Genomic DNA, 18,333 nt, shown 5'->3' with positions numbered 1-18,333 from the left:
CGCCGCGCGCGGCGCAGCCTAACGCAAGGAGCCTTGGCGGCAGAAATGCCGGACGTCGTGGCGCCCCGGGCGGGTCAGCGCGCGCGGGGCGGGTACAGCGGAGGCAGCGGCGCCTCCCGGTGCGGGTCGGGCGCCACGCTGCGCAGCCTCGGCCCGTCGGCGAAGGCGCTGCGCAGTTGCTCCCGCGTCGGCCGCGGATCGCCGCCGCCCCAGCGCGCCCGCGCGAGGGCGTCCACCGCGGCCTGCTGCGCCGGGTCGGCCAGGCGGCCCGCCACGGCCTCCAGCCCGCCGCGTCCGCGCGTGCCGCAGAGATCGACCAGGGCCTCCGCGACCGCGCCGAGGTCGCCTTCGTCCAGCGCCCTGCGCAGCGCGCGCGCGGCCTCCGCCCCGCGCCCGGCGCCGGCCGCGGGGGTCGCTGCAGGCGCGGACGCGGCCGGTGCGACGCGCCGGCGATCGCGCACCAGCAGGACGGCACAGGCCAGGCCGAGCACCAGCGTCGCCAGTTGCCAGGGCCAGACCGCTCCGCCCACCCCGGGGGAGGCCCCCACGGGCGCATCCACCGGTGCCGCGGCGGCGTCCGCGGGAGCGCGCGGCGCGACGCCGGCACCCGCCACGTCGACCTCGAAGCCCGGCAGCCGCGCGGCCTCGCGGCGATCGTCCTCGACGTTCCACCAGCCCACCTCCAGCGCCGGCACCTCGAGGGTCCCCCCGGTGCGCGGCACGATGGCGAAGCGGCGGCTCAGGGTCGTCTGCACACGGCCGTCGCGCCACTGTTCGCGCGTGTCCGCCGGCTCCGGGAAGACCTGCGCGCCGGCGACCTCCGGGAAGCCCAGGTCGGGCAACTGGGCCGCGGTCGCGCCGTCGGCGCGCAGGCGCACGGTGACTAGGAGCGGCTCGCCGGCGCGGCCGCTCTCCGGCGGGGGCTCCATTTCCAGGTCGAGCGCGCGCACCGCCAGCCAGGGGCTGGGGGCATCCGCCGGCTGCGGACGCACCTCGAGCGTCTGCGGCGTGCCGGAGGTCGCCGAGACCTGGCTGTCCTGCATGAAGGCGTCGAAACCGCTGCCCAGCGCGCGGCCGCGGAACCGTGCGGGCGGGATCTCGATGGTGCCGCTGCGCTCCGGCGTCACCAGGAAACGGCGCTCCACCACGTTGTAGCGCCGCCCCGCGAGGCTGCGCTGATAGGTCACGTCGTCGCCGATGCGCTGCACCGCCACGCCGTCGGGCGTCGGCGCCTCCAGTTGCCCGTCCAGCAGCGTCACCGCGTAGTACAGCCGCACGGTGTAGGCCACCGACTGCTGCACGTAGGGGGCGTCGGTCTCGAGCTCGCTCTCCACGAACACCGGGTCGCCCGCGCGCGCCACCCGGGTGGACGCGGGCGCGACGGTCAGCGCCAGCGGCTCGGTCTCCACGTCCCCGATGCGCAGGCGCGGGATGCCGATGACGCCCTCGCGGCGCGGTTCGAGCGTCACCCCGTACAGGGTGGACGTGCTCGCGTTGCCGTTGACGATGCGCGTCTGGCTGCTGCTCGAACGGCCGCGCACGACGAAGTCCTCGTCCAGCGGGGACAGGTCGGGTTCGCCGGTCGCGCGCGCGACCTCGATGTTGAGCGTCACCGTCTCGCCGAGGACCACGCGGTCGCGGTCGAGCCAGGCGCGCGGCGCGGCCAGCGCCGGCAGCGCGAGCAGGGCCAGCACGACGAACAGGACGCAGCCAGGCAGGCGTCTCATCGGGAATCTCCTTGCAGTTGCCGGCGGCGGTGCTCGAGCTCGAACTTGCGGCGCAGCAGGCCGCCGGGATCGTCCGGCACGCGACGCAGCCACTGCTCGACGGCCTGGCGCTGCTCGTCCTCGCGGCGCGCTTCGGGATCGACCTGCGCGGTGCCTTCCTGCTGCGCGCGTTCGGCGAGCGCGCGCTCCATCTCCGCACGCGCCGCGGCCTCGGCCTCGCGCTGCGCGTCCTCGTCGCCCGGCTCGGGCTCCGGCGACGCCTCCGGGTCGCGTGCGCCGTCGGCGTCCCCGGGCTCGGCGTCGGCGTCCTGTTGCGGGTCCTGCCCGGGCTGCGCCGGACTGTCGCCCTGGCCCTGCTGCGCGTCCTCGCCCGGCCCGGGCTCCGGCGGCGGGTCCTGCCCGCCCTCGCCGCCCTCCTGCGGCTGCGGCGGCTGGCGCTCGAGCCACTCCTGCACGGCGCGGCGGTTGGCCTCGGCGTCCTCGTGCCCGGGATCGCGCGCGAGCGCGGCGTCGTAGGCGGCGAGCGCGGCCTCGTAATCCCCGGCGCGCGCCAGTGCGTTGCCCCGGTTGTAGTCGGCGTCCACGCCGTCCAGGCGCTCCCAGATCGCCGCCGCGGCGGCATGGTCGCCGGCGCGGTAGGCCGCCGCCGCGGCGAGTGCGGGATCGCGCGCCAGGCTGCGGGCGCGCTCGACATCGCCCGCCTCCAGCGCGTCCCGCGCGCGCTGGTCGGCGCGGCGGAAGGCCCCCTCCAGGCCGCCCGCCTGCGCAGGCGTGGCGACCGGCAGCACCATCACGACCGCGAGGACCATCAGCCAGCCGCGCCGGAACGCGAGTAGGGCCAGCGGCAGCAGCGCCAGGACCAGCCAGATGCCGCCGTCGGCGCGGCGGCCGACGACGCTCTCCTCGCCGCCGGCGGCCACCGCCTGCGGGTCGAGCACGCCGAGGGTCTCGAGATCCTCGCGGTCGCCGCTCAATGCGGCATAGCGCCCGCCTCCCGCCGCGGCCAGTTCGCGCAGCGCGGCGGGATCCAGCCGGGGCATGCGCAGCCCGCCGCCGCGGTCCGCCAGGAAGCCGCTGCCGGTGGTGACCGGCGCGCCCTGCTCGGTGCCCACGCCGAGCACGGAGACGGTGAACCCTTTGCCGCGCGCGGCCGCTGCCGCGCGGCCGGCCGCGTTCCCCGCGCTGTCGGTGATCACCAGCACGGTTCCGGTCGCGAAGCCGGCGTTCTCCATCAGCGCGACCGCGCGGGCGATGGCGCGCTCCGGCCGTTGGCCATCGACGGGCATGATGTCGGGCGACAGCGCGTCCAGGAAGGCACGCACCGTGGCGGCGTCCTCGGTGAGAGGCGACACGACGAAGGCGTCGTCCGCGTAGACCACCAGCCCCACCTGGCCGCCGCGGCGCGTCTCGAGCAGCTCGGCGAGCTTGTAGCGTACGCGCGCGATCCGGGACGGGGCGATGTCCTCGGCCAGCATGGACGAGGACAGGTCCAGCGCCACCACCAGGGCCGCCTGCGGCCGCCACAGCGGCTGGCTGTCGTGGCGCCAGCTGGGCCCGGCCAGCGCGAACGTCGCCAGCACGAGGACGCACGCGGCCAGCAGCAGCGGCAGGTCGCGCCGGCCGCCCCCGCGGGCGTCGAGAAGATGCGGCAACAGGTGCGGATCGACGCTGTCGCGCCAGGCGGCGTCCGCCTGCCGACGCCGCCGCCACAGCCAGGCCAGCAGCGGAAGCCCGAGCAGCAACAGGAGCCAGGCGGGACGCAGGAAGACGAGTCCGTCGACCATGCTCATGCACCTCCGCCCGCGCGCGGCCGGCGCAGCAGCAGCCCGGACGCCGCGAGCGCCAGCGCCAGCCCGAGCGGCCAGGCATAGAGCTCGTCGCGCGGCCGCTGTATCTCGCCCTCGCGCTCGACGGGTTCGATGCGGTCGAGTTCGGCGTAGATGCCAGCCAGCTCCTGGGTATCGCGGGCGCGGAAGTAGCGCCCGCCGGTGAGCTCGGCCACCTCGCGTAGCGCCTCCTCGTCGATGGCGTCGGCACCGCCCGGCATCCGCATGCCGAACAGCGCGCCCAGCCCGCCGCCCTCGCCGCCGAACCCGATGGTATGCACGCGCACGCCCGCGACCGCCGCCAGTTCCGCCGCCTTCGCGGGCTCCAGGGCACCGGCGTTGTTGACGCCGTCGGTCAGCAGGATCAGGACGCGCTGCCCCTCCGGCTGCTCGCGCAGCCGCTTGACCGCGAGGCCGATCGCGTCGCCGATGGCGGTCTCGCGCCCGGCGAGCGCGACGACGCTGTCCGCCAGTTGCTGGCGCACCGTCTCCAGGTCGAGGGTGAGCGGGGTCACGGCATAGGCGCGTTCGCCGAACAGGATCAGGCCGACGCGGTCGCCCTGGCGGCGGTCGAGGAAGTCGCCGAGCACGGCCTTGGCCGCCGCCAGCCGCTCGACCGGCCGCCCACCGAGCTGCATGTCGGGCTCGGACATGCTGCCGGAGAGGTCGACCGCCAGCATCAGGTCGCGGGCGCTCTGCGGCGGCTGGACCACCTCGCCGAGCCGCTGCGGCCGCGCGGCGGCCACGCACAGCAGCGCCCAGGCCAGCAGCGGCAGCCAGGCCAGGCGCAGGTGGCGCGCGCGCGCCGGCTCGCCGAGCCCCGCGAGCCGCTGGGCGTAGGGCACCCGCAGCGCGGCGCCGGCGTCGGGCGCGGCCGGCAGCAGGCGCGCCACCAGCAGCGGCAGGGGCAACGCCAGCAGCAGCCAGGGCCAGGCGAGGACGATGCCCGCGAGCGCGTTCATCGGCCCCCCGTCATGTCGAGGTAGCGACGGCGCACCAGGGGCTCGGCCTTCGCCACTGCGGCGGCATCCGCCCGCGCCTGGTAGGGCCCGCTTTCCAGCACGCGCCCCGGGCCCGCACTGAAGGGGCGCGAGGGATCGTCGCCGTCGAGGAAGCGCAGCCAGGCGTCGCCCCGCAGCGCGACGGCGCCGGGATCGCGCAGCCGCGCGGCGCGGCGCAGGTGTTCGGACATCGTGCGCAGACGCGCCGCGGGATCGCCGGCCCCGGCCAGCGCCGTGTCGAAGGCCCCGGCCAGCGCGGCACGGCGCCGGCGGCGCACGGCCCGGCGCCGCAACGACCACACGAGGATGCCCAGCGCGACGGCGCCCAGGGCGATCAGCACCCACCAGCCCCAGGCCAGCGGCCAGATGCCCGGGGGCGGCGGCAGGTGGATGTCGCGCAGCTCGGGTCCGGCCTGCGCCGCCAGCAGCAGGATGCTCATGCCGCCACCCGTCCCGGCATCAGGAGAGGCAGGATCGCCTCGGGCGCGGCATCGGTCGACAGCACCAGCGTCGCCGCGGCGACGCGCTGCAGGCGCGTGCATGCGCGCTCGACCGGCGCCTCGAAGCGCGCGCGCCACGCCTCCCGGGCCTGCGCTCCGGCGAGATCGAGCACGTGCCGGGTGTCGCCCGCCTGCAGGGCCACGCGCGCGCGGGGCGGGGCCCGCTCCAGGGGATCCACCAGCAGCACCACGCACAGCTCGTGGTGCTCGGCGAGCAGGGCCAGGCGGGCGTCGTCCACCGCCTCCAGGCTGGCCGGATCGGCGAGCACCACGATCCGGCCGCCCGGGCGCAGCAGGCGCCCGCCGGCGGCCAGCGCCTCGTCGAGGCCGCGGTCGTCGGCGGGCGGACCTGCGTACCAGCGCGCGAGCGTGTCGAGCGCGCGCTGCGCGCCGCGCACGCCGCCCGCCGGCGGCTGCGGCGCCTCGTCGCCCGCCCGGATCGCCCCGATGCGGTCGCCGCTGCGCTGCGAGGCCCAGGCCGCCAAGGCGCCGGCGCGCGCGGCCTGCACCGACTTGAAGCACACGCGCGTGCCGAAGTAGAGCGCCGGCGCGGTGTCGCAGATCAACAGGGAGACGCGCTCGCGCTCGGCGTGGAAGACCTTGGTGTGGGTCCGCCCGCTGCGCGCGGTCAGGCGCCAGTCGATGTGGCGGGCGTCGTCGCCCTGGGCGTAGGGCCGCGACTCCGCGTAGTCCATGCCGCGGCCGCGCAGCCGGGAGCTGCTCCCCGTCGCGCCGTGCACGCCGCGGCCCGCGGGCGGCCAGGCGCGCACGCGTTCGCGCAGCGCGATGAGATCGGCGAGATCCGGGCGGACGCCGTCGCCGGGCGGGACCGTCTCCTGCCGGCTCACGGCAGCGGTACGCGCCCGATCAGTTCCGCCACCAGGCGTTCCCCGTCCCAGCCCGCCGCGGTCGCTTCGTAGCTCGGCAGCACACGGTGGCGGAGGACGTCCGGCGCGACCGCCTGCACGTCCTCCGGCGTCACGTAGTCGCGCCCGCCCAGCCAGGCCCTCGCCCGCGCGCAGCGCTCGAGCGCGATGGAGCCGCGCGGGCTGGCGCCCCAGGCGATCCTGCGCGCGAGCGCGGCGTCGTAGGCCGAGGCGTCGCGCGAGGCCAGGACCAGTTCGACGATGTAGCGTTCGAGCTGGGGCGCGACGTGCAGGTCGAGCACGGCCGCCCGCGCGGCGAAGACTTCGGCCTGGCTGATCCGTCGCGCCGGCGCCGCCGGAGCGGCCAGCGCGCTGCGGGCGCGCGCCCGCGCCAGGCGCAGGATCTCGGTTTCCGCCTCGGCCTCCGGATACCCGACGCGCACGTGCATCAGGAAGCGGTCGAGCTGGGCCTCGGGCAGCGGGTAGGTCCCCTCCTGCTCGATGGGATTCTGGGTCGCCATCACCAGGAACAGCGGCGGCAGCGCGTAGGTGGTGCGCCCCACGGTGATCTGGTGCTCGCCCATCGCCTCGAGCAGCGCCGACTGCACCTTGGCCGGTGCGCGGTTGACCTCGTCGGCCAGCAGCAGATTGTGGAACAGCGGGCCCGGCTGGAATTCGAAGCGCGCGTCCTGCGGTCGCCAGATCTCGGTACCGGTCAGGTCGGCCGGCAGCAGGTCCGGCGTGAACTGCACGCGGTGGAAGTCCGCCTCGATCCGCGCCGCGAGTTCCTTGATCGCGGTGGTCTTGGCCAGGCCGGGCGCGCCCTCCACCAGCAGGTGCCCGTCGGCCAGCAGCGCGATCAGCAGGCGTTCGACGAGGGGCTGCTGGCCCACGATGGCCGTGCCGAGATCGCGCCGCAGGGCCTCGAAGGCCGCGTGCAGGCCGGCTGCATCGAGCGTCGGCGAATCGGGAAAGCTCACGGACATGGGTACGACTCCTGGAGACTGCGCTTGGACCTGCGGAGCCTGCGATGGTTCACGATCCGCCGCGCGGACGCCAGGGTGGCCGCGACCGCGCACGAGGCCCCGACGCGTCCCGAAACGAACCGGGGCCGCTTGCGCGGCCCCGGTTCCCATTGCGGCACGGGCCTCAGCGGACCCCTTCCCCGATGTCGAGGATCTTCGGCGTCACGAAGATCAGCAGCTCGGCCTTGTCGTTGCTCCGGTTGCGGTTGCGGAAGAAGTTGCCGAAGAACGGCAGGTCGCCCAGCCACGGCACCTTGCTGACATCCTCGCGGGTGGAGAACTCGTACACGCCACCGATCGAGACCGTCTGGCCATTGTTGACCAGCACCGCGGTGTTGACCTCGCGCTTGGAGATGTTCGGCACGCGGTAGAGCGGCGTCTCGGTGAAGCCGAGCAGCTCGTCCTTCTTGACCGACATGTTGAGGAAGACGCGGCCGTCCTGCGTGATCGTCGGCGTCACGCGCAGCTCGAGCACCACTTCCTTGAACTCGACGGTGAAGTTGCCGGTGCCGCCGCCGCTCTGCTGCAGGGTGACGTAGCCGACTTCGTCGCCCTGCTTGATCAGGGCTTCCTGCTGGTTGCTGGTGATCACGCGCGGGTTGGAGATGACCTCGCCGCGCCCCTCCTGCTGCAGTGCGCTGAGCTCCAGGTCCAGCAGGTAGTTGTCGCCGAGGATGCTCAACGCCATCGCGCCCGCGGCGGAGGACACCGGGAGATTGACGTTGTAGCCGCCACCCATGGGGTTCTCGAAGTTCCGCGGGTTCCGCGGGACCACGCCCGTGCCGGGAATCGGCGCGTTGGGCGTGACCTCGAGGTTCCCTCTGTTCTGCGAGCCGGAACCGCCAATGCCGATCACGTTGTTGTCGTTGGCCTCGCGCCCGGCAACGCCGAAGCGTACGCCCAGCTCGCGCGAGAACGATTCGCTCGCGACCACGATGCGGGCTTCGATCAGCACCTGGTCGACGGCGCGGTCGAGCAGCTCGACCATGCTGCGGATCTCTTCGATCTTCTTCGGGATGTCGACCACGAGCAGGGTGTTGGTGCGGCGGTCGAAGCTGACGCTGCCGCGGGCCGACAGGAAGCCGCGGTCGTTGCCCGTACCGCCTGCACCCTGACCACCGCCGCTCTGGCCCGTCTTGCTCTCGTCGGTGAGCAGCTTGGCGATGTCCTCGGCGTTGCCGTAGTTGACCTGGATGTATTCGGTCACCAGCTCGGCGCGCTGCTCGAGGGCGATGCGGGCGTCCTCGCGCGCCTGCTCATAAGAAGCGAGCTCGGCCTGCGGCGCCACCCAGACCACGGAGCCATCGCGGCGCTTGTCCAGCGACTTGGCGCGCAGCACGATGTCCAGGGCCTGGTCCCACGGCACGTTGACCAGGCGCAGGGTCACGTTGCCCTGCACCGAGTCGGAGGCGACGATGTTGAGGTTCGACTCCTCCGCGATCAGCTGCAGGACGGTGCGGACCGGGATGTCCTGGAAGTTGAAGGTGACCGGGTTGCCCGAGTAGGTGGGCTCCTGGCGCCCGGCGCGTGCGGCGACCGGCGCCTCCTCGCGGGCGCGCGGCGTCACCTCGACGATGTACTCGTTGCCGGTCTGGTAGGCGAGCGACTCGTAGGCGCCCGCGGTGTTCAGCACGAGCTGCGTTCCGCCGTTGTGCGGACGCGGCTCGATGGTGCGCACGGGCGTGGCGAAGTCGGTCACGTCCAGGCGACGCTGCAGCGTCGCCGGCAGGCTGGCGTTGGCCAGGTCGAGGACGACCCTGTCCCGGTCGTTGCGCAGGTCGGCGGCGGCACCGTCGCCGTCGAAGCGCAGGATCAGGCGACCCGCACCGTTCTCGCTGCGGCGGAAGTCGATGTTCGAGACCGCCACGGCGGCCGGCAGGCGCTTGGCCGGGTCGGCAGGATTCGCGAGCGCCGGTGCGGTGCTGTTGGCGCGGCCGCCGTGCACGGACACGATGAGGTTGTTGCCCTCGACGCGGGTCTCGTAGGTCGCGGGCCGGAACAGATCCACCACCACGCGGGTACGGCCGTTCGCCTCGGCGGTCGACACGGCGCTGGTCGCACCGGCGCCCACGGCGAGGCGGCGCGCGTCGAAGCCGTTGCTGACGTTCGGCAGGTCGATCGCGATGCGCGGCGGATTGTCCGTGGTGAAGGCCTGCACCTCCGTCGGCGCCTGGTCGAAGCTCAGGCGGATGTCGACGCTGCCGCTGGCGCCTGCGTCGAAGCTGACGTCCTGCAGCGTCCCGTCGGCGAAGGCCGGCGTGGCGGCAGCGGCCAGTACCGCGGCCAGAAAGGCCGATCGCACGGCGCGGCCAAGCCCGCTACCCTGGCGCGTGCGGCGATCGATGTTCCATGCGCTCATCGTGTTTTCCCCAATCATTAATCTTCAAGGGCGATGGATGCTGGACGTTCCAGCCAGCCGCCCGCGCCATCCGGTACCAGTTCCACGATGTCGATGCGGTCCTCGCGCACCTCGGTGACGCGACCGTCGCTCTGCCCGAGGTAGTTCCCCTGGCGCACGCGGTACACGACACGGTCGGGTGCCGTCACCAGCCCGATCAACCCGCTCCCCCCACCGATGGTCCCCGCCATCTTCAACGAGTCCAGCGGGAACGCCTCAAGCGGTTCCTTGCGCCGGTCCGGGTCGGGGCGCGGGCCGCTGCCCCCGCCGTCGCGCTCGTTGAGCGGCGCAGTGAACGGATCCCGCAGCCCCTGGGCCGCGTACTCGAAGGTCTCGAACTGCTGCATCACCGGCAGCGGTTCGAGCGGCGGCGCCGGCCGCGCCTTCACCTCCGCCACCCAGCCCCGCAGGTCGCCCTCGGGCCCCGAGCATGCGCTCGCGAGCACGCAGAGAAGCGCCACGCAGCCCGCACGACACGCGTGCATCATCCTGAAACGCATGTCAGCGCGCTCCCCCTGCAGTGGTATCGGTGGCGACCTGCGCGGCCGCCTCGTCCTCGTCGAGATAGCGGTAGGTCTTCACCGTTCCCTCGAGCATGAGATTGCCGCTGCTGATGCCGCCCCGGCCGGCGTCCCGCGGCTTCAGCGAGATGTCGTGCATCGTCATGATCACCACCCGCGGCAGCGACGCGACGCCGCTGACGAAGGCGCCGAACTGGTGGTAGCTGCCGACCATGCGCAGCGAGATCGGCTTCTCCGCGTAGAACTCGCGCGGGATCTCCGGCTGCGGCTGGAACAGCTCGTTGGTGATGCCCGCCGCCAGCGCGGTCTGCGAGATGTCGACGATCAGGTCGGGCATCTCGGTGCGGCTGGGCAGCTGGCGCAGCATCTGCTGCAGCATCTGTTCCATCTGCGCGAGCTGGAGCTTCAGCGGCTCGAGGTTGGCCGCGCGTCCCTGCTTGGTCTCGAACTCGGTGCGCTTGGCCTGTTCGTTGCGCTCCAGGGTCTCGAGCGTCGAGATCCTGTCGCGGATGAAGAACCACCAGGTGCCAGCCAGGACGACGACTGCGATCAGCACGCAGAAGAAGGTCTTGACCGAGGCGGGCCACGCACCGGCGTTGTTGAAGTCGAGGTTGTTGAGGCTGAACTTCTGCTGGCTCACGACGCGGCTCCCGTTCCGTCGGCGGCATCCACGACATCACCCTCCTCCAGCCCGGCCGCTTCCGCTTCCTTCTGCGGGCTGGTCAGCCTGACGCGCAGCGAGAAGGTGTACGGCAGGCCGGGGTTGTCGCCCTTGGCCTCGATGACGGCGAGGTCCGGCGAGGTCATCCAGCCGGAGGCGTCCAGGCTGCGCATGTAGGCGCTGACCCGCGCGTTCGACTGGGAGAGGCCTTCGAGCGTGAGGTTCTCGCCGTTCTGCTTGATCGACAGCAGCTGGACGCCGTCCGGGATCGTCCGGACCAGCTGGTCGAACAGGTGCACCATCTGCGAGCGGTTGGCCTGCAGCTCCTCGATCACGCGCTTGCGGTCGAGCAGGCGCGCCTTCTGCCGATCCAGCTCCTCGATCTCCCGGATCTGCGCGTCGAGCTGGGTGATCTCGTTCTGGAGGTAGGCGATGCGCGCGTTCTGGCGGTCGATGCGGCCGTCGTAGACACTGACCAGCAGGTAGCCGCCCAGCAGCGAGGCGAAGAAGACGCCACCGAGGATGGCCAGGTACTGGTTCTGCCGTTGCTTGCGGCGCTCGGCGCGCCACGGCAGCAGGTTGATCCGTGCCATCAGTCGAAGCTCCTGAGCGCGAGGCCGGCGGCGATCATCAGCGCAGGCGCGTCCTGCGCGAGGGCATGGGCCTGCACGCGCGAGCCCAGCGACATGTCGGCCAGCGGGTTGGCCACCTTGGTCGGCACGCCGAGCTGCGCCTCGACCATCTCGGCGATGCCGCCGATGCAGGCGCAGCCGCCGGCGAGCACCACCTGGTCGACGCGGTTGAACTCGCTGCCGGCGTAGAAGAACTGCAGGAGACGGCTGACCTGCTGGACCATGGCCTCCTTGAACGGCTCGAGCACCTCGATACCGTAGCTCTCCGGGAGCCCGCCCTGGCGCTTGGCCAGCCCGGCCTCCTCGTAGGAAAGGCCGTAGCGGCGCATCACCTCGTCGGTGAGCTGCTTGCCGCCGAACACCTGCTCGCGCGTGTAGATGCTGCGCTGGTTGCGCAGCACGTTGAGCGTGGTCATGGTGGCGCCCACGTCGACGAGCGCCACGATCGCGTCCTTCGGGACGGAAAGCTGGTTGGCGATGAGGCTGAAGGCGTTCTCCATCGCGAAGGCCTCCACGTCCATCACCTTCGCGGTGAGGCCGCCGAGCTCCAGCGCGGAGGACCGCACCTCGACGTTCTCCGAGCGCGAGGCCGCGAGCAGCACCTGCGCCATCTCCGGATTGTTGGGCACCGGGCCCAGCACCTCGAAGTCGAGGCTGACTTCCTCGATCGGATACGGGATGTAGTTGGCGGCCTCGACCTGGATCTGGGCCTCCATCTCGTCCTCGTCCAGGCTCCCGGGCATCGGGATGACCTTGGTGATGACCGCCGAGCCCGCGACCGCGGCAGCGGCGTGCTTGGCCCGGGTGCCGGCGCGCGCGATCGCGCGCTTGATCGCCTCGCCCACCGCCTCGACCTCGACGATGTTCTTCTCGACCACGGCGTTGGGCGGCAGAGGCTCCACCGCATAGTGCTCGACGCGGTAGCGGCCTCCGGCCTGGCTGAGCTGCAGGACCTTTACGGCAGTCGAGCTGATGTCCACCCCGACGAGGGGTGGCGCACTGTTTCCGAACAGAGCCACGGCATTTCCCCTAGCGCGCTGCGCATTCCCCTCGCACTCAAGCGCTTATGCGGGCTTGGTGCGTCCATACATTAGATAACGGTTTTTTATCGCTTGGCAACCACCGTCTTAACGATGGCGCGGCGCGCAAACCGTACAGCCCCGGGCGCCATTAGGCAGCATGCAAGTTGCGTGCTTCGTGCGCCGCTTCGCATTTTCGCGGATGCGACGCCCTTCGTGGGAGCCTCCCCCCGGCCGATCTATACTCTCGGGCCGTTCCGCCCCGCAACCACTGGTCTCCTTAGATGTCCCGACTCGTCCGCTGGCTGCGGCTGGCCCTGTACGCCGGTCTCGCGCTCCTGCTCGCCGGCATCCTCGCCCTCGCCGTCGCCTACTGGCTGATCTCGCCGCGGATCCCCGACGTGCAGGCCCTGCGCGAGGTGGAGCTCCAGGTGCCGATGAGCGTGTACGCCCGCGACGGCGAGCTGATCGCCGTGTTCGGCGAGTTCCGCCGCTACCCGGTGCGCATCGGGGACGTGCCGGAACAGGTGAAGCAGGCCTTCATCGCCATCGAGGACGCGCGCTTCTACGAGCACCAGGGCCTCGACTGGCGCGGCATCGGCCGGGCGATCTGGCTGCTGGCGACCACCGACGACGCCCGCGTCCCCGGCGGCAGCACCATCACGCAGCAGGTCGCGCGGCAGTTCTTCCTGAGCTCCGAGTACAGCTACAGCCGCAAGCTGATGGAGATGCTCACCGCGCTCAAGATGGAGCGCGAGCTGACCAAGGACGAGATCTTCGAGCTGTACCTCAACAAGGGCTTCTTCGGGAACCGCGCCTACGGCGTGGCCGCGGCCGCCGAGTTCTACTACGGCAAACGCCTGGACGAGCTGACCCTGGGCCAGGCCGCGGTGCTGGCCTCGATCCCGAAGTTCCCCTCCAGCGGCAACCCGATCACCAATCCCGAGCGCGCGCTCATCCGCCGCAACTACGTGCTGGTGCGCATGCACGAGCTGGGCTTCATCGACCGCGCGGCGATGACGGCCGCCCAGGCCGAGCCGATGGACGCCGAACCGCACGAGCCGCCGGTCCAGGTCGAAGCGCCCTACGTCGCCGAGATGGTGCGGCAGGCCATGGTGGACCGCTACGGCGGCGACGTGCTGAACCAGGGCATGCACGTCTACACCACCATCGACGCGAAGGCGCAGAACGCGGCCAACCTCGCCGTGCGCGGCGGGCTGCTGGACTACGACCGCCGCCACGGCTGGCGCGGGGCCGAGGACCGGGTCGAGCTGCCCGAGGGCGAGGACGACCCGGCCGTGCTGCGCGCCCACCTGCGCGGCGCGGTCTCGGTCGGCGGCCTGCTGCCCGCGCTGGTGCTCGAGTCGGGCGCCTCCAGCGCCCGGGTGATGCTGGCCAACGGACGCGAGGTCGAGCTCGGCAGCGACGCCGTGCGCTGGACGCGGCGCGCGCCGCGCCAGCTGTTCACGCGCGGCGACATCATCCGGCTGCAGCCGGGGGGCGACGCCGACAGCTACGTCCTGGCGCAGGTCCCCAAGGCCCAGGCGGCGCTGGTCTCGCTGCGCCCCGAGGACGGCGCGCTGCACGCGCTGGTCGGCGGCTTCAGCTTCGCGGCCAACAAGTTCAACCGCGTGACCCAGGCGCAGCGCCAGCCGGGCTCGGCCTTCAAGCCCTTCGTGTACGCGGCGGCCTTCGAGCGCGGCTTCACTCCGGCCTCGATCGTCCTGGACGCACCGGTGGTCTTCAACGACCGCTGGACCGGCAGGGTGTGGAGCCCGCAGAACGACGACGGGCAGTTCCGGGGGCCGATGCGCCTGCGCGAGGCCCTGGTGCAGTCGCGCAACCTGGTCTCCGTACGCGTGCTGGACGCCCTCGGCGTGGACTTCACCCGCCAGTACGTGGCGCGCTTCGGCTTCCCCGAGCAGGGCCTCCCGCCGAACCTCACGATGGCGCTGGGCACGACTTCCGTGCCGCCGCTGACCGTCGCCCGCGGCTACTCGGTCTTCGCCAACGGCGGCTTCCTCGTGGATCCGTGGTTCATCGAGCGGATCTACGACCGCGACGGGGTGCTCATCGCCAGGACGCATCCGGCCGTCGCCTGCCGGGACTGCTTCGAGCGGCGCGTGCTGGAGACCTCTACCTCCACCATCGTCGACGGTTTCGACCTCGGCCCTGCCGGCGGCGGGATGTCCTTCGGCGGCGAGGTGGACGGCTTCGACCTCGGCGCCGCGCCGCGCCCGGCCACGGCCGACGTCGCGGAGGCGCAGGAGACGATGCCGGCCGCGCCGGCGCTGCCGCCCATCACCGAGGAGGACCGCCGCGCCGCGGCCGAGTTCGTCGGCCCGCCCTACGTGCAGCTCGCACCGCGCGCGATCGACGAGCGCACGGCCTTCCAGGTGACCTCGCTCATGCACGATGTCGTGCAGCGCGGCACCGGCACGGCGGCGCGCGTGCTCGAGCGCCCGGACATCGGCGGCAAGACCGGCTCGACCAACGAGCACCGCGACGCGTGGTTCTCCGGCTTCGGCGCCGACCTCGTGACCACCGTGTGGGTCGGCATGGACGACTTCACGACGCTGGGCTTCCGCGAGTACGGCGGCCGCGCGGCGCTGCCGATCTGGATCGACTACATGCGCGTGGCCCTGGACGGCCGTCCGGTCGAGGACGAGCGCGTGCCGCAGGGCCTCGTGCCGACCTACGTCGACCGCGGCAGCGGCTACCCGGTCGGCGCCGGCACGCCGGGCGCGCTGCGCGAGTTCTTCAAGACCGAGGACCTCGAGCGGCTCGCGACGCGCGGCTACGACAGCTATCCCTCGACCAGCGAGCAGGAAGCCTTCGACATCTTCTGACGGGAACCCGCCGGCCGCCGGCGGGTCGAACCCGCACGGGCGGCCGGACGCACGGCCGCACCTGCACGCCGGCATCGCGCCGGATGGGGAAGCCTGCAGTCGGCCGCCGGACACGAGGGAGATCGCGATGCACCACGCACGCAAGCACGCAGAGACACGCATCCGCGAACGCCGCCAGCGGCTGGCCGCCGAAGCGGCACGCATCATGTCCAGCGACGGCATCCGCGACTTCCGGCAGGCCAAGATGAAGGCCGCCGCGCGGCTGGGGATCCACGACGACGCCTCGCTGCCGCGCAACGTCGAGATCGAGGAGGCGCTGCGCACGCACCAGCGCCTGTTCCGGGGGCACGAACAGCCGGAGCTGCTGCGGACGCGACGGGAGGCCGCGGCACGCGCCATGCACTTCTTCGCCCGCTTCGACCCGCGCCTGGTCGGCGCGGTGCTGGAGGGCACGGCCGACGCGTACAGCCCGGTCTGCCTGCATCTGTTCGCGGACGAGCCGGAGGCCGTGGCCCGCTACCTCCTGGAGCAGGGCGTGCCCGCCGAGGAAGGCGCACGCCGGATCCGTCTCGACCGCAAGCGCGAGGCGGACGCGCCGGTCTGGACCTTCACCGCGGAGGACCTGCCGTTCGACCTGACCGTCCTGCCGCGCGCGGTCCTGCGCCAGGCGCCGCTGGACCCGGTCGCGGGCCGCCCCATGCGCCGCGCCTCGCTCGCGGCGCTGGAGACCCTGCTGGCGGAGGAGGAGATCGCCCAGTACGCCAGCGCGAACGACGAGGACTGATCGCGCCGTTCTTTCCTTCCGCGCGAACGAGAACGCCCCGGTCTCCCGGGGCGTTCCTGTTCGACATCCGCGGCGGCCTTACTTCGCCGGGTAGTCGCGGCTCGCGGCGCCGGTGTAGATCTGGCGCGGACGACCGATCTTGTTCTCCGGGTCCTCCTGCTGCTCCAGCCAGTGCGACACCCAGCCGGCGGTGCGCGCGATCGCGAACATCACCGTGAACATCTCGGTCGGGATGCCGAGGGCCTTGTAGATGATGCCCGAGTAGAAGTCGACGTTCGGGTAGAGCTTGCGCTGGACGAAGTACTCGTCCTTCAGCGCCGCCTCTTCCAGGCGCATCGCGACCTCGAGCAGCGGGTCGTCGACGTTCAGCTCCTTGAGGACCTGGTGGCAGGTCTCGCGGATGATCGTCGCGCGCGGGTCGAAGTTCTTGTAGACACGATGGCCGAAGCCCATCAGGCGGAAGCTGTCGTCCTTGTCCTTGGCGCGGGCCACGGCCTTGGCGACATCCTCCGGCCGCCCGATCTCCTCGAGCATCTTGAGCACGGCCTCGTTCGCGCCGCCATGGGCGGGGCCCCACAGCGCGGTGATGCCGGCGGCCACGCAGGCGTAGGGGTTGGCGCCGGTCGAGCCGACCAGGCGCACCGTCGAGGTCGAGGCGTTCTGCTCGTGGTCGGCGTGCAGGATGAACAGCAGGTCCAGCGCCTTGGCGGCGACGGGCGGCAGCTCGAGGGGCTCGGACGGCACCTCGAACATCATGTGCAGGAAGCGGTTGGTGTACTCGAGGTTGTTGCGCGGATAGCGCATCGGCCAGCCGATCGAGTAGCGGTAGGCCGCCGCGGCGATGGTCGGCATCTTGGCGATCAGGCGGATGGCCGCGAGACGGCGCTGCGCCGGGTCCTCGATGTCGAGACCGTCGTGGTAGAAGCCCGACAGCGACGCGATGACGCCCGCGAGCATCGCCATGGGATGCGCGTCGTGGCGGAAGCCCTGCAGGAAGCTCTTCAGGGCCTCGTGGATCATCGTGTGGTGGGTGACGTCGTGCTCGAAGTCCGAGAACTGCCTGGCGTCCGGCAGCTCGCCGTGCATCAGCAGGTAAGCCACCTCGAGGAAGCTCGAGTGCTTCGCCAGCTGCTCGATGGGATAGCCGCGGTACAGCAGCACGCCCTCGTCGCCGTCGATGTAGGTGATCGCGCTGCGGCAGCTCGCGGTCGCGGTGAAGCCGGGGTCGTAGGTGAAGTTGCCCGTCTCCTTCGGCAGCTTGGCGACGCCGACGCACGGGGCGCCGAGCGTGCCGCGCAGGACGGGAAGTTCGACATTCTTGCCGGTGGTGTCGGTGAGCACGACGCTCTGCTGATCTGCCACGGAAGTCTCCTGTTCTTGAGGCCGCGGCCTCCGGAGCGCGTCGCGCATCCGGCAGCACACGGATCATGGATACGCCAGCCCGCTGCTGCCGGCTGATTCGCAGGATTATCGCATACGGGTCCGCATGCGTGACGCGAGGAGAGCCGGCGCTACAGGCCGTCCCGCAGGCACCACAAACGCGAACACCCCGCCGGAGCGGGGTGTTCGGGGCGACGCGGTGGGCGATCAGCCCTTGGCGGCGTAACGCTTGCGGAAACGATCGACGCGGCCGCCGGTATCCATGATCTTCTGCTTGCCCGTGTAGAACGGGTGCGAGTGCGACGAGATGTCGAGCTTGATCAGGGGGTATTCCTGGCCGTCCTCCCACTTGATCGTCTCCTTGCTGGAGAGGGTCGAGCGGGTGAGGAAGCTGAAATCGGAGGACAGGTCCTGGAAGACCACGCTCCGGTACTCGGGATGGATATCGGCCTTCATGGCGGCTGGCCCTGCAAAGAAAGACGAACATGATACTGTGCCTGGCTCGCGCCGTGCAAGCCCGGCCAGCCTCCTCGGTATGCGCCCCGCCCTCGCCTCCGTCCTGCTGCTCCTTGCCCTGCTGCCGGCCCGTGCGCATGCGCAGGGCGACGCGCCGGAGCTGCCTCCCGCCGTCGCCGACGCGGTCGCACGCAGTGCGGACGCGCTGCCCGGCAGCGGGCTGGACGCCGCGGCGGTGGAGCGTGTCCAGGCGCTGCTGGACCGCGCCCGGCAGGACGGCGAGGCCGCGGACGCCGCGCGCGCCGACGCAGACGCGCTGCGCGAGGAGGCGGACCGCGCGGAGCGCGAGGTCGCCACGCTGGAAGGCCAGCTCCGGACCGATCCGGAGGCGGAGTTCGCCGCCTGGCGCCGCCGCCAGCCCGCCACCGACGCCGTCGCGCCGCTGGAGCGGCGCCGCGCACAGGTACAGGCGGAATACGACTCCGCGCGCGCCGCCCTGGCCCAGACCGGCGCGGCGCTCGGCGAGGTGCTTGCCAGTCGCTCCAGCGTCGATCCGGCACTGGCCGACGCCGAGGCGCGCCAGCGCGATGCCGCGGCCGCCGCCCAGGCGGCCTACGAGCGCGATGGCGGCGCCGAGCGCGAGGCCGCCGCACTGGCCGCGGCCGCGGCCTGGCGCCGCGCCGCTGCC

At 72.5% G+C, this 18,333-nt stretch carries 16 protein-coding genes; 3 read left to right on the top strand and 13 right to left on the bottom strand.

Annotation, left to right across the window (positions count from 1 at the left end):
• Nucleotides 1-74: 74 nt before the first annotated feature.
• The 11 genes from ACFO3Q_RS14645 to ACFO3Q_RS14595 form a co-directional block, all read right to left on the bottom strand.
• Nucleotides 75-1,727: a BatD family protein gene (locus ACFO3Q_RS14645; protein WP_377005473.1), complete on the bottom strand. Its 1,653-nt coding sequence runs from the start codon at nucleotides 1,725-1,727 to the stop codon at nucleotides 75-77.
• Nucleotides 1,724-3,517 (bottom strand): VWA domain-containing protein, encoded by a 1,794-nt coding sequence (locus tag ACFO3Q_RS14640; RefSeq protein ID WP_377005472.1) that lies wholly within the window; start codon nucleotides 3,515-3,517, stop codon nucleotides 1,724-1,726. Before ACFO3Q_RS14640 ends, ACFO3Q_RS14645 begins: the two co-directional genes overlap by 4 nt.
• Complete coding sequence (locus tag ACFO3Q_RS14635; RefSeq protein ID WP_377005471.1) at nucleotides 3,514-4,515, bottom strand: vWA domain-containing protein; 1,002 nt, start codon at nucleotides 4,513-4,515, stop codon at nucleotides 3,514-3,516. Before ACFO3Q_RS14635 ends, ACFO3Q_RS14640 begins: the two co-directional genes overlap by 4 nt.
• The gene (locus tag ACFO3Q_RS14630; RefSeq protein ID WP_377005470.1) at nucleotides 4,512-4,994 is read right to left on the bottom strand and encodes a DUF4381 domain-containing protein; all 483 of its coding nucleotides are present in this window, start codon (nucleotides 4,992-4,994) and stop codon (nucleotides 4,512-4,514) included. The genes ACFO3Q_RS14635 and ACFO3Q_RS14630 overlap by 4 nt, the downstream gene beginning before the upstream one ends.
• A complete protein-coding gene (locus ACFO3Q_RS14625; RefSeq protein ID WP_377005469.1) occupies nucleotides 4,991-5,902 on the bottom strand; it encodes a DUF58 domain-containing protein in 912 nt (303 codons plus the stop codon). The genes ACFO3Q_RS14630 and ACFO3Q_RS14625 overlap by 4 nt, the downstream gene beginning before the upstream one ends.
• The gene (locus ACFO3Q_RS14620; RefSeq protein ID WP_377005468.1) at nucleotides 5,899-6,906 is read right to left on the bottom strand and encodes an AAA family ATPase; all 1,008 of its coding nucleotides are present in this window, start codon (nucleotides 6,904-6,906) and stop codon (nucleotides 5,899-5,901) included. The genes ACFO3Q_RS14625 and ACFO3Q_RS14620 overlap by 4 nt, the downstream gene beginning before the upstream one ends.
• 163 nt (nucleotides 6,907-7,069) lie before the next feature.
• Nucleotides 7,070-9,304: a type IV pilus secretin PilQ gene (gene pilQ / locus ACFO3Q_RS14615; protein ID WP_377005467.1), complete on the bottom strand. Its 2,235-nt coding sequence runs from the start codon at nucleotides 9,302-9,304 to the stop codon at nucleotides 7,070-7,072.
• A gap of 17 nt (nucleotides 9,305-9,321) precedes the next feature.
• The gene (locus tag ACFO3Q_RS14610; RefSeq protein WP_377005527.1) at nucleotides 9,322-9,831 is read right to left on the bottom strand and encodes a pilus assembly protein PilP; all 510 of its coding nucleotides are present in this window, start codon (nucleotides 9,829-9,831) and stop codon (nucleotides 9,322-9,324) included.
• A 13-nt stretch (nucleotides 9,832-9,844) separates the two neighbouring features.
• Complete coding sequence (locus ACFO3Q_RS14605; protein ID WP_377005466.1) at nucleotides 9,845-10,504, bottom strand: type IV pilus inner membrane component PilO; 660 nt, start codon at nucleotides 10,502-10,504, stop codon at nucleotides 9,845-9,847.
• The gene (locus ACFO3Q_RS14600) at nucleotides 10,501-11,118 is read right to left on the bottom strand and encodes a PilN domain-containing protein (protein WP_377005465.1); all 618 of its coding nucleotides are present in this window, start codon (nucleotides 11,116-11,118) and stop codon (nucleotides 10,501-10,503) included. The genes ACFO3Q_RS14605 and ACFO3Q_RS14600 overlap by 4 nt, the downstream gene beginning before the upstream one ends.
• On the bottom strand, nucleotides 11,118-12,176 hold the full coding sequence (locus tag ACFO3Q_RS14595) for a pilus assembly protein PilM (RefSeq protein ID WP_377005464.1): 1,059 nt from the start codon (nucleotides 12,174-12,176) through the stop codon (nucleotides 11,118-11,120). Before ACFO3Q_RS14595 ends, ACFO3Q_RS14600 begins: the two co-directional genes overlap by 1 nt.
• Before the next feature lie 284 nt (nucleotides 12,177-12,460).
• On the opposite strand from ACFO3Q_RS14595, the gene ACFO3Q_RS14590 reads away from it, so the two are divergent.
• Nucleotides 12,461-15,025 carry a penicillin-binding protein 1A gene (locus ACFO3Q_RS14590; protein ID WP_377005463.1) on the top strand — a complete coding sequence of 855 codons (2,565 nt, stop codon included), beginning with the start codon at nucleotides 12,461-12,463 and terminating at the stop codon, nucleotides 15,023-15,025.
• A 127-nt stretch (nucleotides 15,026-15,152) separates the two neighbouring features.
• Nucleotides 15,153-15,809 (top strand): hypothetical protein, encoded by a 657-nt coding sequence (locus ACFO3Q_RS14585; RefSeq protein ID WP_377005462.1) that lies wholly within the window; start codon nucleotides 15,153-15,155, stop codon nucleotides 15,807-15,809.
• 78 nt (nucleotides 15,810-15,887) lie between these two features.
• Here the strand turns inward: ACFO3Q_RS14585 and ACFO3Q_RS14580 are convergent, their stop codons facing one another.
• Together ACFO3Q_RS14580 and ACFO3Q_RS14575 are read right to left on the bottom strand one after the other, a co-directional pair.
• Nucleotides 15,888-17,150 carry a citrate synthase gene (locus tag ACFO3Q_RS14580; protein WP_377005526.1) on the bottom strand — a complete coding sequence of 421 codons (1,263 nt, stop codon included), beginning with the start codon at nucleotides 17,148-17,150 and terminating at the stop codon, nucleotides 15,888-15,890.
• A 246-nt stretch (nucleotides 17,151-17,396) separates the two neighbouring features.
• Nucleotides 17,397-17,645: a type B 50S ribosomal protein L31 gene (locus ACFO3Q_RS14575; RefSeq protein WP_377005461.1), complete on the bottom strand. Its 249-nt coding sequence runs from the start codon at nucleotides 17,643-17,645 to the stop codon at nucleotides 17,397-17,399.
• A gap of 79 nt (nucleotides 17,646-17,724) precedes the next feature.
• On the opposite strand from ACFO3Q_RS14575, the gene ACFO3Q_RS14570 reads away from it, so the two are divergent.
• On the top strand, nucleotides 17,725-18,333 hold a 609-nt coding region (locus ACFO3Q_RS14570), incomplete at its 3' end, for a hypothetical protein (protein ID WP_377005460.1).

This window comes from Coralloluteibacterium thermophilum, assembly GCF_042654365.1.
GTDB lineage: Bacteria > Pseudomonadota > Gammaproteobacteria > Xanthomonadales > Xanthomonadaceae > Coralloluteibacterium > Coralloluteibacterium thermophilum.
The sequence above is the reverse complement of the archived record's forward strand: the minus strand, read 5'-3'. Positions and strand labels throughout refer to the sequence as shown.

What these genes read in the sequence shown, in the direction of transcription:
- ACFO3Q_RS14645 (WP_377005473.1), bottom strand. Translation starts at nt 1,727, where the DNA reads ATGAGACGCCTGCCTGGCTGCGTCCTGTTCGTCGTGCTGGCCCTGCTC.
- ACFO3Q_RS14640 (WP_377005472.1), bottom strand. Translation starts at nt 3,517, where the DNA reads ATGAGCATGGTCGACGGACTCGTCTTCCTGCGTCCCGCCTGGCTCCTG.
- ACFO3Q_RS14635 (WP_377005471.1), bottom strand. Translation starts at nt 4,515, where the DNA reads ATGAACGCGCTCGCGGGCATCGTCCTCGCCTGGCCCTGGCTGCTGCTG.
- ACFO3Q_RS14630 (WP_377005470.1), bottom strand. Translation starts at nt 4,994, where the DNA reads ATGAGCATCCTGCTGCTGGCGGCGCAGGCCGGACCCGAGCTGCGCGAC.
- ACFO3Q_RS14620 (WP_377005468.1), bottom strand. Translation starts at nt 6,906, where the DNA reads ATGTCCGTGAGCTTTCCCGATTCGCCGACGCTCGATGCAGCCGGCCTG.
- pilQ (WP_377005467.1), bottom strand. Translation starts at nt 9,304, where the DNA reads ATGAGCGCATGGAACATCGATCGCCGCACGCGCCAGGGTAGCGGGCTT.
- ACFO3Q_RS14610 (WP_377005527.1), bottom strand. Translation starts at nt 9,831, where the DNA reads ATGATGCACGCGTGTCGTGCGGGCTGCGTGGCGCTTCTCTGCGTGCTC.
- ACFO3Q_RS14600 (WP_377005465.1), bottom strand. Translation starts at nt 11,118, where the DNA reads ATGGCACGGATCAACCTGCTGCCGTGGCGCGCCGAGCGCCGCAAGCAA.
- ACFO3Q_RS14590 (WP_377005463.1), top strand. Translation starts at nt 12,461, where the DNA reads ATGTCCCGACTCGTCCGCTGGCTGCGGCTGGCCCTGTACGCCGGTCTC.
- ACFO3Q_RS14585 (WP_377005462.1), top strand. Translation starts at nt 15,153, where the DNA reads ATGCACCACGCACGCAAGCACGCAGAGACACGCATCCGCGAACGCCGC.
- ACFO3Q_RS14575 (WP_377005461.1), bottom strand. Translation starts at nt 17,645, where the DNA reads ATGAAGGCCGATATCCATCCCGAGTACCGGAGCGTGGTCTTCCAGGAC.